General features: G+C 55.1%; 15 protein-coding genes. 10 read left to right on the top strand and 5 right to left on the bottom strand.

What is annotated here, in order from left to right:
* Positions 1–34: 34 nt before the first annotated feature.
* Positions 35–502 (top strand): outer membrane lipoprotein SlyB, encoded by a 468-nt coding sequence (gene slyB, locus EnteroDNA1_RS01680; protein ID WP_023311367.1) that lies wholly within the window; start codon positions 35–37, stop codon positions 500–502.
* A 199-nt stretch (positions 503–701) separates the two neighbouring features.
* Positions 702–2,063, top strand: a complete 1,362-nt coding sequence (locus EnteroDNA1_RS01675; protein ID WP_069302705.1) for a sensor domain-containing diguanylate cyclase — start codon at positions 702–704, stop codon at positions 2,061–2,063.
* A 35-nt stretch (positions 2,064–2,098) separates the two neighbouring features.
* Here the strand turns inward: EnteroDNA1_RS01675 and slyA are convergent, their stop codons facing one another.
* On the bottom strand, positions 2,099–2,539 hold the full coding sequence (gene slyA / locus EnteroDNA1_RS01670) for a transcriptional regulator SlyA (RefSeq protein ID WP_033145325.1): 441 nt from the start codon (positions 2,537–2,539) through the stop codon (positions 2,099–2,101).
* A 186-nt stretch (positions 2,540–2,725) separates the two neighbouring features.
* On the opposite strand from slyA, the gene EnteroDNA1_RS01665 reads away from it, so the two are divergent.
* From EnteroDNA1_RS01665 to EnteroDNA1_RS01655, 3 genes are read left to right on the top strand one after another with little or no spacing between them, the layout of a single operon-like run.
* Positions 2,726–2,962 (top strand): DUF1656 domain-containing protein, encoded by a 237-nt coding sequence (locus EnteroDNA1_RS01665; protein ID WP_032657739.1) that lies wholly within the window; start codon positions 2,726–2,728, stop codon positions 2,960–2,962.
* Positions 2,963–2,964: 2 nt separating this feature from the next.
* Positions 2,965–3,825, top strand: coding sequence for an efflux RND transporter periplasmic adaptor subunit (locus EnteroDNA1_RS01660; RefSeq protein WP_064672353.1), 861 nt, complete (start codon positions 2,965–2,967; stop codon positions 3,823–3,825).
* Positions 3,825–5,858 carry an FUSC family protein gene (locus EnteroDNA1_RS01655; RefSeq protein ID WP_069302704.1) on the top strand — a complete coding sequence of 678 codons (2,034 nt, stop codon included), beginning with the start codon at positions 3,825–3,827 and terminating at the stop codon, positions 5,856–5,858. Before EnteroDNA1_RS01660 ends, EnteroDNA1_RS01655 begins: the two co-directional genes overlap by 1 nt.
* On the opposite strand, the gene sodC is transcribed toward EnteroDNA1_RS01655, so the two are convergent.
* The 3 genes from sodC to EnteroDNA1_RS01640 all read right to left on the bottom strand — a co-directional run bounded on the left by sodC (position 5,837) and on the right by EnteroDNA1_RS01640 (position 7,621).
* Entirely contained in the window at positions 5,837–6,355 is a 519-nt protein-coding gene (sodC, locus tag EnteroDNA1_RS01650; protein WP_047061660.1) for a superoxide dismutase [Cu-Zn] SodC, read from the bottom strand. The genes EnteroDNA1_RS01655 and sodC overlap by 22 nt on opposite strands.
* A gap of 81 nt (positions 6,356–6,436) precedes the next feature.
* Positions 6,437–7,333: an aldo/keto reductase gene (locus EnteroDNA1_RS01645; RefSeq protein WP_069302703.1), complete on the bottom strand. Its 897-nt coding sequence runs from the start codon at positions 7,331–7,333 to the stop codon at positions 6,437–6,439.
* A gap of 48 nt (positions 7,334–7,381) precedes the next feature.
* Positions 7,382–7,621 carry a DUF1289 domain-containing protein gene (locus EnteroDNA1_RS01640; RefSeq protein ID WP_008500587.1) on the bottom strand — a complete coding sequence of 80 codons (240 nt, stop codon included), beginning with the start codon at positions 7,619–7,621 and terminating at the stop codon, positions 7,382–7,384.
* Positions 7,622–7,769: 148 nt separating this feature from the next.
* Here EnteroDNA1_RS01640 and eptA point away from each other — a divergent pair, with 148 nt between their 5' ends.
* The 5 genes from eptA to rnt all read left to right on the top strand — a co-directional run bounded on the left by eptA (position 7,770) and on the right by rnt (position 12,450).
* Positions 7,770–9,395 (top strand): phosphoethanolamine transferase EptA, encoded by a 1,626-nt coding sequence (gene eptA / locus EnteroDNA1_RS01635; RefSeq protein ID WP_069302702.1) that lies wholly within the window; start codon positions 7,770–7,772, stop codon positions 9,393–9,395.
* A 41-nt stretch (positions 9,396–9,436) separates the two neighbouring features.
* Positions 9,437–10,036 (top strand): TetR/AcrR family transcriptional regulator, encoded by a 600-nt coding sequence (locus EnteroDNA1_RS01630; RefSeq protein ID WP_048977453.1) that lies wholly within the window; start codon positions 9,437–9,439, stop codon positions 10,034–10,036.
* Between the two features lie 53 nt (positions 10,037–10,089).
* Positions 10,090–11,187, top strand: a complete 1,098-nt coding sequence (locus EnteroDNA1_RS01625) for an alkene reductase (RefSeq protein ID WP_023311356.1) — start codon at positions 10,090–10,092, stop codon at positions 11,185–11,187.
* A 100-nt stretch (positions 11,188–11,287) separates the two neighbouring features.
* Positions 11,288–11,695, top strand: coding sequence for a lactoylglutathione lyase (gloA, locus tag EnteroDNA1_RS01620; protein ID WP_013096923.1), 408 nt, complete (start codon positions 11,288–11,290; stop codon positions 11,693–11,695).
* Positions 11,696–11,790: 95 nt separating this feature from the next.
* The gene (gene rnt, locus EnteroDNA1_RS01615) at positions 11,791–12,450 is read left to right on the top strand and encodes a ribonuclease T (protein ID WP_032657753.1); all 660 of its coding nucleotides are present in this window, start codon (positions 11,791–11,793) and stop codon (positions 12,448–12,450) included.
* Between the two features lie 77 nt (positions 12,451–12,527).
* Here the strand turns inward: rnt and grxD are convergent, their stop codons facing one another.
* On the bottom strand, positions 12,528–12,875 hold the full coding sequence (gene grxD / locus EnteroDNA1_RS01610; protein WP_003832760.1) for a monothiol glutaredoxin 4: 348 nt from the start codon (positions 12,873–12,875) through the stop codon (positions 12,528–12,530).
* Positions 12,876–12,987: the final 112 nt, after the last annotated feature.

The following is a 12,987-nucleotide window of genomic DNA, read 5'->3' as shown; positions in this document are numbered from 1 at the left end:
CCAATCGGGCGTTTTTGGTGAACAGGAGATTCAAATGATTTTACGTGTACTGGGCGTTTCGCTGATTGGTTTAACTCTGGCTGGCTGTGTGAATGACAGTTCACTTTCTGGCGACGTTTACAGCGCTTCTGAAGCGAAACAGGTTCAGAACGTGACTTACGGTACCGTTGTTAACGCACGCCCTGTACAGATCCAGGGTGGTGATGAAAGCAACGTGATGGGCGCAATCGGCGGTGCCGTGCTGGGTGGTTTCCTCGGTAATACCGTCGGCGGCGGTACAGGTCGCTCGCTGGCAACGGCCGCAGGCGCCGTTGCGGGTGGCGTAGCCGGCCAGGGCGTTCAGGGTGCGATGAACAAAACCCAGGGCGTAGAGTTGGAAATTCGTAAAGACGACGGCAGCACGATCATGGTTGTTCAGAAACAAGGCAGCACTCGCTTCTCTGCAGGCCAGCGCGTTGTTCTGGCAAGCAACGGAAGTCAGGTGACCGTTTCTCCACGTTAATTAAAAATGGATGTGGTCATCAGGCCACATCCATTTACATTATTTATCACTCCCACAAATATATTTACAAAATACATTCACCCCACCCATTATTAACCACGTCATATATTGTTTCCGCGCAAAGTATTTAGCGTGCTAATTGATTATACTCTTCGCAATCCCCTCACCTTAATTCATTATAAAGTCATTAAAACCATATATGTTTGCGAATCACCGTTCTGTAAAGGGCCGTTATATCTCGTTCTGTCTAGGTTGTATTGCTGTTATCGGCATATTACACGCCCTGTTTTCAAAAATTGCCGAATGGGTTCCTACCTTTTCGTCTCACTTGTTCCCTACGCTCACCATTTTTTTACTGGTGTTTGACCTGTTTATTGCTTGCTTTATGGCAATGAAATACTGGTGTGACCGAAAACGGTTGTATCTGGTATCGCTTGCCTTTGCCTTTGCCGGGTCGGCATCGCTGATGGTCGGAACGCTGTGCAGCTTTCCCGCCTGGCTGGACCTCTATCAGTTCAACGCGGTGAACTACAACGATGCGATGATTTTCTATATGTTCCGCCATCTCTTAATGGCGGTGCTAATAATCGTTTCGTCAATACTCTATACCACGCGCAATTGTCCCCTTTCGCGGCTGGCACATATCGCTATTGTGAGCGGCGAGTTTCTGTTTACCGTCTTTGCAGTAGGTTTGGCCTGGATGTATTCCAGTCATTCTTCCTTTTTATCCATTGATCTTGTTGATAATGAAACCCGTGAGTTTATGGTTCTCTGGAGCCACTTTATTAATATTGCATTGATTGCACTCTGGGTGGTCACATTAGCCACGCTGATGTTTATTACGCGTATACGCAACTTATTCTGGGTGGGCGGTAATTTTCTGTGCGTCTGCTATATCGTCACGCTCTCAATGCTGTTAGTGGGTGGACATGTTGAAGATGTCTCCTGGTATCGCGCTCGCTTATTTGAAACCGTCGCCACGCTGATGATCATTTTTGTTCTGCTCTACGATGTTTTCAGGCTGTATCGCGACTCGCACGTTAAGTATCAGCAGTCTTACCAGAACTCCATTCGCGACCCGCTGACGCGCCTGTATAACCGCAGTTATTTTTATGAAACATTAAAGCAGGCGCTGGATATCGCCAAACCCAGCCGTCCGGTTTCCGTCATCGTCAGCGATCTCGATCGCTTCAAGCGTATCAACGACACCTACGGGCATCTTCAGGGCGACAAGGTCCTGCAGTTTGTTGCTAATCTGCTGATGGATTCCGTGCGCCCCCAGGACATCGCGGCCCGTATCGGTGGTGAGGAGTTTGTTCTGATGCTGGCCAACACCTCATCAGACGCGGCGTATCAGGTGGCGGAACGCATACGGTTAAATCTGAGCAGCTTCGATAACGCCAGCAGCGGCGGTCAACTACCGGAGCCAATCACGATTAGCATGGGGGTATATACGGCAACGTCACCCGCAATAGCCGCAGAAACGTGCGTGGAAAATGCTGACAAAGCGATGTATGAAGCGAAGGAGACGGGCCGTAACCGCGTGGTCGTCTTTAAGTAAAAAAAGGCCTTGCTGCTGCAAGGCCTTGTTGTTTGTCAGTCGCGCGACTGTAGCTCATGGATGTTTTGCTCAAGGCGCCCAATGAGGCTGATGAGCATTTCCAGCTCCGCCGGTGAAACGCCTGACAGGATTTCACCACGCGTCTTGGTGATCACGGCTTCCATTTCCGTGATGATAGGCGCCGCTTTCTCGGTGAGTTTAATCCGCTTGGCGCGACGATCGCTGGCGCAGGTTTGCCGCGAGATCAACCCCTTCTCTTCCAGCTGGTCAAGCGTGCGCACCAGCGACGGTTGCTCAATCCCTATCGCTTTTGCCAGTTGAATTTGCGACTGTTCGGGCGGCAGCTGATGAATGTTGTGCAGCGTGACCCAATGCGTCTGTGTGAGTTCCAGAGGTTTCAGGCGATGGTCAATCAGAGCACGCCAGACGCGTACCAACCTTGCCAGATCAGAACCTAATGGCGATTCCAATTTCATCTCCTTATAATTAGCTTGCTAAGTTATTATACTGATTTTAGAATAGTGTGCAGCATTTGTATTGCCAAAACAAATGCAATACTGCATTCATCGAACTTAAAAGTATGACTTACACTGAATTGTGATGCTTCATCATACTAAGACAAGCCAACGCGGCATTCTGTTCACTGCAAAGGATTTCTGCCCGTGACGTTTTTTCATCGCTCAGAGGGTTTACCCCTTCAGGACCTGATCTTCGGTGCGTCAGTCTACTTTCCTCCCCTGTTTAAGGCCGTTCTGGTGGGCTTTATCCTCTGGCTCATCGCGCATCGTCTGCTTCGCGACTGGATGTACTCCGGCGAAATCTGGCATCCCATGCTGATGGATCTTTCCCTGTTTGCCCTTTCCGTATGCCTGGGCCTTGCCGTTTTGACTGTGTGGTGAATATGTTCCTGAAAACGCTAAAGTACTTTTCCACCCTGTTAGTCCTTGCCCTCGCGCTGGTTGCGGGCTGGTGGATGTGGAATTTTTATATGCAGTCGCCCTGGACGCGTGACGGCAAAGTCCGCGCCGAGCAGGTCAGCATTACCCCTCAGGTGTCGGGAAGTATTACGACGCTGTTGGTTAAGGATAACCAGTTCGTCAAAAAGGGAGACATTTTATTCCGCATCGACGATACCCCGTACCACATTGCGATCCTGAACGCCCAGGCGCAGCTGGCGAAAGCCCAGTCGGATCTGGCTAAGGCAAACAACGAGGCCAACCGCCGCCGCCACCTGTCACAAAACTACATCTCAGCGGAAGATTTAGACACCGCCAATATCAACGTCAAGGCGATGCAGGCTAACGTTAACGTGGCGGAGGCGACGCTGAAGCAGGCGCAGTGGCAACTGACCCAAACCGTGATTACGGCACCTGTTGATGGATGGGTGACCAACCTCTCGGCCCGCGTGGGGAATTATGCCACCACGGGACAACCGATATTTGCCCTCGTCGACAGCCACTCCTTCTACGTCGTGGGCTATTTCGAAGAGACCAAGCTTCGGCATATTCGCGAGGGTTCGCCAGCCGCAATAACGCTTTACAGCGGCTCTCAAAAGTTACAGGGTCACGTGTCCAGCATTGGCCGCGCCATTTACGATCAGAGTGTTGAAACGGATTCAGGCCTGGTGCCGGACATAAAGCCGAACGTTCCCTGGGTGCGCCTGGCCCAGCGCGTTCCGGTTCGCGTGGAGTTTGACCGCTTGCCGGAGGACATTACCCTGGTGTCCGGCACTACCTGCACTGTCTCCATCGGAAACCGGTGATGAAGCTGCAGGGTCTCTCCTGGCAAAACACGCCGTGGATGAAAGCAACGCGTCCCCAGTGGCGCTACGCGCTGCGTAACGGCATTGCCATGTGTCTTGCGCTGACTGTGGCTTATTACCTGAACCTGGATGAGCCCTACTGGGCGATGACGTCTGCGGCGGTGGTCAGTTTTCCGACGGTAGGCGGGGTGATCAGTAAAAGCCTTGGTCGCATCGCAGGCAGCCTGCTGGGCGCCACCGCGGCGCTAATTATCGCTGGCCATACGCTGAACGATCCGTGGCTGTTCCTGCTGAGCATGGCCGCATGGCTGGGGTGCTGTACCTGGGCCTGCGCCCATTTTACCAATAACGTCGCCTACGCGTTCCAGCTGGCGGGCTATACCGCCGCCATTATCGCCTTTCCGGTGGTTAACGTGCTCGACACCACCGAACTGTGGGATATCGCGCAGGCGCGCGTCTGTGAAGTGATTGTCGGGATCCTCAGCGGCGGCTTCATGATGATGATCCTCCCCAGCACATCCGACGGCACCGCGCTCATCACCGCGCTCAAAACCATGCACACACGGTTGCTGGAACACGCGAGTCTGCTGTGGCAACCGGATACCAGCGACGATATCCGTCTCGCGCATGAAAAGGTGATCGGGCAGATCCTGACGATGAATCTGTTGCGCATTCAGGCGTTCTGGAGCCACTACCGTTTTCGCCGCCAGAACACACTGCTTAACTATCTGCTGCACCAGCAGCTGCGCATGACCAGCGCCATCTCCAGCCTGCGCCGGATGCTGCTCAACTGGCCGACGCCGCCTGAAAATATCCGGGCCGTGATTGAAGCGCTGCTCGCGGCCCTTGCGCGCCCGGATGCGGACATTTACACCGTAGCGCGGATTATCGCCCCGCTCGCCCCGGTTGATGAGTACGACTACCGCCATCGCGCCTTCTGGCAGCGCCTGAATTACTTTTGTCGGCTGTACCTGCGCAGCAGCCGCTGGATTACGGCCGTCGAAAACGCGACTCCATTGACGGAGTTCAACGTCCCCGGCAGCCCGGCACTTGCGCGCCATACCGACTATCTGGAAGCGCTGTGGAGCGGTTTTCGCACCTTCTGTGCGCTGATGCTGGTGGGGGCGTGGAGCATTACCACGCAGTGGGAGTCCGGTACGGCGGCCCTGACGCTTGCCGCCATCAGCTGCGTGCTTTATTCCGTCGCGGCCTCGCCGTTCAACTCGCTTACGCTGCTGCTGCGCACGCTGGTGCTGCTGTCGCTGTTCAGCTTCGTGGTGAAGTTTGGCCTGATGGTGCAGATAAGCGATCTGTGGCAGTTCCTGCTGTTCCTGTTTCCCCTGTTAACCACCATGCAGCTTCTGAAGCTGCAAATGCCCAAGCTGGCGGGCCTCTGGGGACAGCTGATTGTCTTTATGGGTTCGTTTATCTCCGTGACGAATCCACCGGTTTATGATTACGCCGATTTTCTCAATGATAACCTGGCGAAGATCCTCGGCGTGGGGCTGGCGTGGCTGGCTTTTGCGGTGTTACGTCCCGGCTCCGATGCACGCAAGAGCCGCAGGCATATCCGGGAGCTACGCAAAGGGTTTGTCGACCAGCTCAGCCGTAAACCGCATCTGAGCGAAAACGAGTATGAATCGCTGGTCTATCATCACGTCAGCCAGCTGAATAACAGCCAGGACGCGCTGTCCCGGCGCTGGCTGCTGCGCTGGGGCGTGGTGCTGTTGAACTGCTCGCACGTGGTCTGGCAGCTTCGCGCGTGGGAAACGCGTTCCGATCCGCTGTCGCAGGTTCGTGATGTTTGCATCTCCCTGCTGCGCGATGTAATGAGCGAGCGCGGTGTCCAGCAGCGGCCGCTGGAAGCCACGCTGAATGAACTGCAGCGGATCTGCGATACGCTGGCACAGCATCATCTGCCCGCAGCCCGTGATTTGGCCTCAATAATCTGGCGCCTGCACTGCTCGCTGTCGCAGCTGGAACAGGCACCGCCACCGGGAACGATTGGGGATCAGATCACGCCGCACGCATAGCGTGCTCCGCCGCCGCCAAGCGGTTTAGGCCGATCGGACATATTGTCGCCGCCGACATGGATCATCAGCGCCTTGCCTTTCACCTCATCCAGCTTTTTCAGTCGCGGCGCGACGACGGGATCGGTGGCTTTACCGTCGTTATTCACCACCAGCACAGGCAGATCGCCTAAATGCCCCATTCCTTCAGGGCCTTCATGCTTGCCGGAATGCTGCGGATCGAGGTGCCCTCCTGCCGCTTCCGCCGCAGACGGTTTACCTTCTTTTAAAGCGGGCTGACAGCTGCCTTTGGCATGAACATGGAAACCATGTTCACCGGGAGGGAGGGCTTTGAGGTTGGGGGCGAACTCCAGCCCTTTATCGGTTTCAGTGATTTTCACCGTTCCGATGGACTGACCCACACCCTGTGGGGTGACGAGATTCATTTCCACTTCGTCACTGGCTGCCTGCGCCCCTGCGCAAACAACCAGCGTGACCAGTGCCAGAGCAAAACGCTTCATAGTGACCTCCGCGGGTTATTTTTTGCCCCTTAAGTGTATACCAGGGGCAAAGATTTCACCGGAAAGCCACCTTCAGGCGGTTTATGGTACGTCGTAACCCAGCGCGGCCTTACGGATGCGGAACCACTGCTGACGGGTCATCTGCAGCTCTTCAGCGGCCAGCGCAGAACGCACGCGTTCTATTTTGCCGGAGCCGATAATGGGCAGCGGTTTTGACGGCAGGCGCAGGATCCATGCGTAAACCACCTGTTCGATGCTCTCCGCGTTCAGTTCGCGGGCGATGGTTTCAAGCTCGTTGCGCAGCGGCTGGAATTCCTCATCATTAAACAGACGTCCGCCCCCCAGGCAGGACCACGCCATCGGGCGAATGCGCAGCTGCTGCAGCTGATCGAGGGTACCATCCAGCAGCAGCGGCTGGTGTACCGGGGAGATCTCAACCTGGTTGGTGGCGAGGGTGAACGGCAGACGAGACTGAAGCAGCGCAAACTGTGCCGGGGTAAAGTTTGACACGCCGAAGTGACGCACTTTCCCACTCTGGTGCAGGTTCAGGAAGGCTTCCGCCACCTCATCGGCATCCATCAGCGGGTCGGGGCGGTGGATTAACAGCAGGTCGATACGATCGGTCGCCAGATTGACCAGCGACTGCTCGGCGCTCTTGATGATATGCGCGCTGTCGGTGATGTAATGACCGAGGGCATGTTCAGGTTTTGCCGTGGTGGCAATCCCACACTTCGTGACGATCTCCATGCGGTCGCGCAGGGCCGGAACCAGATTAAGCGCCTCGCCGAACGCGGCCTCGCACTGGTAGCCACCGTAAATATCCGCATGATCGACCGTGGTGATGCCTAAATCGAGGTGCTCTTCAATAAAGCTCGCCAGCTGGAGCGGGGACATATTCCAGTCCATCAGACGCCAGTAGCCCATCACAAAACGGGAGAATTCTGGCCCCTGGGGGGCAAGGGTAATTCGCTGAACCATAACATTTTCCTCAAGGACGTAATGTCATGAGTATACGCAATTACCGTGTTAAAAAAGTGAAGGTTGCTGGGGTTCTTCGGTTTCACCCGCTTTGTTTGCGCGTATTTTGCGCAGAAGACGCTGTCGGCAGAGGCGTAACACCTCCTGCTTTTGCGTGTCGCTAAAGTTTTGCCAGTTAAAACGCTCATCGCGGGTACGCATGCACCCGCGGCAATATCCGCGTTCATCGACCTGACAAATACCCCGGCACGGGCTCTGGATGGGGAAAAACTCCAGCTGCTCTGCCACACTCACCTCCCGATAGCTACTCTCACCTACAGTGAAGACGTTAATCGCGCCGCGTGCAAGGCCGTATCACAGATTTGTGGCATTAAGGTTTCACTAATCTTCCCTCTCTATACTCGGCCCATCATGACAATAACGGGTTTACCGATCGATGTGGTTAATCAGAAAGTTACAATGTAACGACATTAAATTTACTCTGGGCTGTGCACTCTTTTTTACTCTGCTGAACGGGCTGTTTATCCAGCGCAGCTGGGCCATTATCGGCCCAGTGCATCTGCACGACTTCCTCTTTGCCGCCTCCGTCCCGCTGGTGCTGTTTTGCGGCTGGGTGATTGTCTTTAGCCTGCTTAACATCCCGTATCTCCGCAAGCCACTGCTGATTGTACTGACGATCGGATGCGCCGCGGCGACCTATTTCATGTATACCTACGGCGCGGTGATCGATCAGAACATGATCGTGAACGTGTTCGAAACCAACTCTCAGGAAGCGACCGCCCTGGTGACCCCGCAGATGATTCTGTGGATTGTCATAGCCGGCCTCGTGCCTTCCGTGGTGCTGGCATTGACCCGGATTCGTACCGGAAAATGGTGGTACGCACTGCTGACGCGCGTTGCCGCGATGCTCGGCGCTCTGCTGGTGATTATCCTGATTGCCGCGCTGTTTTATAAAGACTACGCGTCGCTGTTCCGCAATAACAAAAGCATCGTCAAAATGGTCACCCCGGCGAACTATGTTAGCGCCGTGGTGAAGTACAGCAAAATGCGCTGGTTTGCCGGCGATCAAACGCTGGTGCGCATTGGTGAAGATGCCCACAAAGGGTCACTGATTACCGGTCAACAAAAGAAAACCGTTCTGGTGCTTGTCGTCGGCGAAGCCTCTCGCGCGGCAAACTACTCCCTGAACGGTTACGAACGCGAAACCAACCCGGAGCTGAAAAAGCAGGACGTGATTAACTTCCCGCAGGCCTCCTCGTGTGGTACCGAAACCGCGGTTTCCGTTCCGTGCATGTTCTCCGGCATGACGCGCAGCAAATACGATGCCGACCTGGCTCACCATCGCGAGGGGCTACTCGACGTGCTTAAGCATGCGGGTATCAACCTGCTGTGGCGCGACAACGACGGCGGCTGTAAAGGTGCCTGCGATCGCGTGCCCCATACCGACATGACGCAGTGGCAGCTGGATCAGTTCTGCAAAGACAAATCCTGTATTGACGATGTGAACTTTTATCGTCTGGACAACGTGCTGGATGGCGTGAAGCAAGATACGGTGCTGGTTATCCACCTGATGGGGAGCCACGGTCCGGCATACTATCGCCGTTACCCGGACAACTTCCGTAAATTCACCCCAACCTGCGATACCAATGAAATTCAGGATTGCGACCATCAGGCGCTGATCAATACCTATGACAACACTATCCTCTATACCGACAGCGTGGTCAGCAAAACCATTGATGCGCTGAAAGCGCGCCAGTCGAGCATGAACACCGCGCTGATTTATCTCTCAGATCACGGTGAATCGCTGGGCGAAAGCGGTATTTATCTGCACGGCACGCCGTACATGCTGGCGCCGGAGCAGCAAACGCATATTCCGTTTATGTTCTGGCTGTCACCGGCTTACGCGAAAAACTTTGGCGTCAACGAACAGTGTTTGCGCGACAATGCAGCAAAAAATGCGGTTTCCCAGGACAATTTATTCTCAACCGTATTGGGTATGATGGACGTGAAATCAACGGTTTATCAACCGCAGCTGGATATCCTGAGCGCATGTCGCCAGTAAACTCGCTTGCATTAGACCGAACGGTCTATTAGAGTGCGGCCATGAGCAGAAATACTGAACACGATACCCGCGAACATTTACTGGCAACCGGCGAGCGACTTTGCATGCATCGCGGGTTTACCGGTATGGGGTTGAGCGAGCTATTAAAAACCGCTGAGGTACCGAAGGGGTCGTTTTATCACTACTTCCGGTCCAAAGAGGCTTTTGGCGTAGCGATGCTGGAGCGTCATTATGCTGGCTACCACCAGCGTCTGGCGACCCACTTTGCTTCGGGTGAAGGTAACTACCGGGATCGTGTTTTGAACTACTATCAGGAAACGCTGAACCAGTTCTGTCAGCAGGGCATCATCAGCGGATGCCTGACCGTTAAGCTGTCTGCAGAAGTGTGCGATCTTTCTGAAGATATGCGCACGGCGATGGATAAAGGTGCCCGCGGCGTTATCGCCCTGCTGGCCCAGGCGCTGGAGAAAGGCCGCGATGAAAAAACGCTGGCCTTTTCCGGCGAGCCGTTAACCCAGGCGCAGGTGTTATATGCGCTCTGGCTAGGTGCTAACCTGCAGGCAAAAATTTCGCGCAGCGCCGTGCCGCTGGAAAGCGCGCTGGCACATGTGAAAAACAGCATTACTGCGCCTGGCGTATAGCAGGCGTTTTTATTTACCCAACTACTAGTCGACTGGTCTACTCAGGAGTCTTTATGTCAGCTGAAAAATTATTTACCCCATTAAAAGTGGGTGCCGTCACTGCGCCAAACCGCGTGTTTATGGCTCCGCTTACCCGCCTGCGCAGCATTGAGCCGGGCGACATCCCAACCCCACTGATGGGTGAATACTATCGTCAGCGCGCAAGCTCTGGCCTGATCATCACGGAAGCCACGCAGATTTCCGCTCAGGCTAAAGGGTATGCGGGTGCGCCGGGTCTTCACAGCCCGGAGCAAATCGCCGCATGGCAGAAAATCACCGCGGGCGTTCACGCTGAAGAGGGCCGCATTGCGGTCCAGCTGTGGCATACCGGTCGTATCTCTCACAGCAGCATTCAGCCTGGCGGCCAGGCTCCGGTCTCCGCTTCGGCCCTGAGCGCAAATACCCGTACGTCCCTGCGTGATGAAAACGGCAATGCGATCCGCGTGGATACCTCTATGCCGCGCGCGCTTGAGCTGGATGAAATTCCGGGTATCGTGAACGACTTCCGCCAGGCCGTGGCCAACGCCCGTGAAGCCGGTTTTGACCTGATTGAGCTGCACTCCGCCCATGGCTACCTGCTGCACCAGTTCCTGTCACCGTCGTCCAACCACCGCACCGACCAGTACGGCGGCAGCGTCGAAAACCGCGCTCGCCTGGTGCTGGAAGTGGTTGACGCCGTATGCCAGGAGTGGAGCCCGGATCGTATCGGGATCCGCGTCTCCCCAATCGGTTCTTTCCAGAACGTCGACAACGGTCCGAACGAAGAAGCCGATGCCCTGTACCTGATCGAAGAACTGGCTAAGCGTGGCATCGCCTATCTGCATATGTCCGAACCGGACTGGGCTGGCGGTAAGCCTTACACGGACGCTTTCCGTCAGAAAGTGCGCGAGCGTTTCCACGGGGTGATCATCGGTGCGGGGGCTTATACCCCGGAGAAAGCCGAAGACCTGATCGGCAAAGGGCTGATCGATGCCGTCGCGTTTGGCCGCGACTACATCGCCAACCCGGATCTGGTAGCCCGCCTGCAGAAAAAAGCGGCCCTGAACCCGCAGCGCCCGGAAAGCTTCTACGGCGGCGGCGCGGAAGGCTACACCGACTACCCTTCTCTGTAATCTCGCCGTTGTTCATTGATAGCGGCGATACTTCGCCGCTATACTAAAACATCGTTTCTGTTCAAAAAGACAGTCTATTCCATTGGTTAATGAGGAAATTATGCGCCTACTTCACACCATGCTGCGCGTTGGCGACCTGCAACGTTCCATTGATTTCTACACTAACGTCCTGGGCATGAAGCTGCTGCGCACCAGCGAAAACCCGGAATACAAATACTCGCTGGCGTTCGTGGGTTACGGCCCGGAAACGGATGAAGCGGTGATCGAGCTGACCTACAACTGGGGCGTAGACAGCTATGAGCTGGGCACCGCCTACGGCCACATCGCGCTGGAAGTGGACAACGCGGCCGAAGCGTGTGAGCGCATTCGCAGCAACGGCGGTAACGTTACGCGCGAAGCGGGCCCGGTAAAAGGTGGCACCACCGTGATTGCGTTCGTGGAAGATCCCGACGGTTACAAAATCGAACTGATTGAAGCCAAAGACGCGGGTCGCGGTCTGGGCAACTGATCCCTCAGGGCGCAACATGCGCCCGTAGTTTTACTGCATCACCCTGCAAAATTTGCCATAATGCGCTCTGCTTTTTCCCCTTGTAAGAGACCCTGATGTCCGATAACGCTCAATTTAGCGGTCTGTGCGACCGTTTTCGTGGTTTTTATCCCGTTGTCATTGATGTAGAAACAGCCGGATTTAACGCTAAAACCGATGCGCTGCTCGAAATTGCCGCCATCACGCTGAAGATGGATGAACAGGGCTGGCTTACACCGGACACCACGCTGCATTTCCACGTTGAACCTTTCGAAGGGGCAAACTTACAGCCGGAAGCGCTGGCGTTTAACGGTATCGATCCGCATAACCCGCTGCGTGGCGCAGTCAGTGAATATGATGCGCTGCACGCCATTTTTAAAATGGTGCGTAAAGGCATGAAAGAGAGTAACTGCAGCCGCGCCATCATGGTGGCCCATAACGCCACCTTCGATCACAGCTTTACCATGGCCGCCGCGGAGCGCGCCGCGCTCAAGCGCAACCCCTTCCATCCTTTTGTGACCTTCGACACCGCCGCACTGAGCGGCCTGGCCCTGGGACAAACGGTGTTATCAAAAGCCTGCATCACGGCGGGTATACCTTTTGACGGCACGCAGGCACATTCCGCTTTATACGACACGGAGCGCACCGCAGAGCTGTTCTGTGAGATCGTCAACCGCTGGAAGCGTCTGGGCGGCTGGCCGCTGCCGATGGATGATGAGGCCGATCCTCAATCGTAGGCCGGGTAAGCGCAGCGCCACCCGGCAAAAAAAAAGCGACCACACTAAGCGGGTCGCTTTTTTATTTGCGCAGAAAATTACTCTGCGTCCGGCTCTTCGGTTTTGTACTTCGCCGCCGTCTCTTTGATCAGCTGCTGCAGTTCGCCGCGCTGATACATTTCAATCAGGATATCGCAGCCGCCAACCAGTTCACCGTCAACCCACAGCTGTGGGAAAGTCGGCCAGTTAGCGTACTTAGGCAGCTCTGCGCGGATGTCCGGGTTCTGCAGGATATCAACGTAAGCAAAACGCTCACCACAGGCTGACAGCGCCTGAACCGCTTGTGCGGAGAAGCCGCAGCTTGGCAGCTTCGGAGAACCTTTCATATACAGCAGAATCGGGTTTTCAGCGATCTGGCGCTGGATTTTTTCAATAGTGGTGCTCATGTCTTGCTTCCTTTAACTTCTGTTACGGCATTCGTCTGACATTGTAGCGGGTCAGACTGGCATCGGAAAATAACATTTTTGTCACGTTTATACATTCTACCCCGAGTCACGA

The organism is Enterobacter sp. HK169, assembly GCF_001719105.1.
GTDB classification, from domain to species: domain Bacteria; phylum Pseudomonadota; class Gammaproteobacteria; order Enterobacterales; family Enterobacteriaceae; genus Enterobacter; species Enterobacter asburiae_B.
Note: the sequence above shows the minus strand (reverse complement) of the source record. Positions and strands in the feature narration are given on the sequence as shown.

Excerpts from the sequence above, each read along its gene's own strand:
- slyB (WP_023311367.1), top strand. The coding sequence starts at position 35 with ATGATTTTACGTGTACTGGGCGTTTCGCTGATTGGTTTAACTCTGGCT.
- EnteroDNA1_RS01675 (WP_069302705.1), top strand. The coding sequence starts at position 702 with ATGTTTGCGAATCACCGTTCTGTAAAGGGCCGTTATATCTCGTTCTGT.
- slyA (WP_033145325.1), bottom strand. The coding sequence starts at position 2,539 with ATGAAATTGGAATCGCCATTAGGTTCTGATCTGGCAAGGTTGGTACGC.
- EnteroDNA1_RS01660 (WP_064672353.1), top strand. The coding sequence starts at position 2,965 with ATGTTCCTGAAAACGCTAAAGTACTTTTCCACCCTGTTAGTCCTTGCC.
- EnteroDNA1_RS01655 (WP_069302704.1), top strand. The coding sequence starts at position 3,825 with ATGAAGCTGCAGGGTCTCTCCTGGCAAAACACGCCGTGGATGAAAGCA.
- sodC (WP_047061660.1), bottom strand. The coding sequence starts at position 6,355 with ATGAAGCGTTTTGCTCTGGCACTGGTCACGCTGGTTGTTTGCGCAGGG.
- EnteroDNA1_RS01645 (WP_069302703.1), bottom strand. The coding sequence starts at position 7,333 with ATGGTTCAGCGAATTACCCTTGCCCCCCAGGGGCCAGAATTCTCCCGT.
- eptA (WP_069302702.1), top strand. The coding sequence starts at position 7,770 with ATGTGGTTAATCAGAAAGTTACAATGTAACGACATTAAATTTACTCTG.
- EnteroDNA1_RS01630 (WP_048977453.1), top strand. The coding sequence starts at position 9,437 with ATGAGCAGAAATACTGAACACGATACCCGCGAACATTTACTGGCAACC.
- EnteroDNA1_RS01625 (WP_023311356.1), top strand. The coding sequence starts at position 10,090 with ATGTCAGCTGAAAAATTATTTACCCCATTAAAAGTGGGTGCCGTCACT.
- gloA (WP_013096923.1), top strand. The coding sequence starts at position 11,288 with ATGCGCCTACTTCACACCATGCTGCGCGTTGGCGACCTGCAACGTTCC.
- rnt (WP_032657753.1), top strand. The coding sequence starts at position 11,791 with ATGTCCGATAACGCTCAATTTAGCGGTCTGTGCGACCGTTTTCGTGGT.
- grxD (WP_003832760.1), bottom strand. The coding sequence starts at position 12,875 with ATGAGCACCACTATTGAAAAAATCCAGCGCCAGATCGCTGAAAACCCG.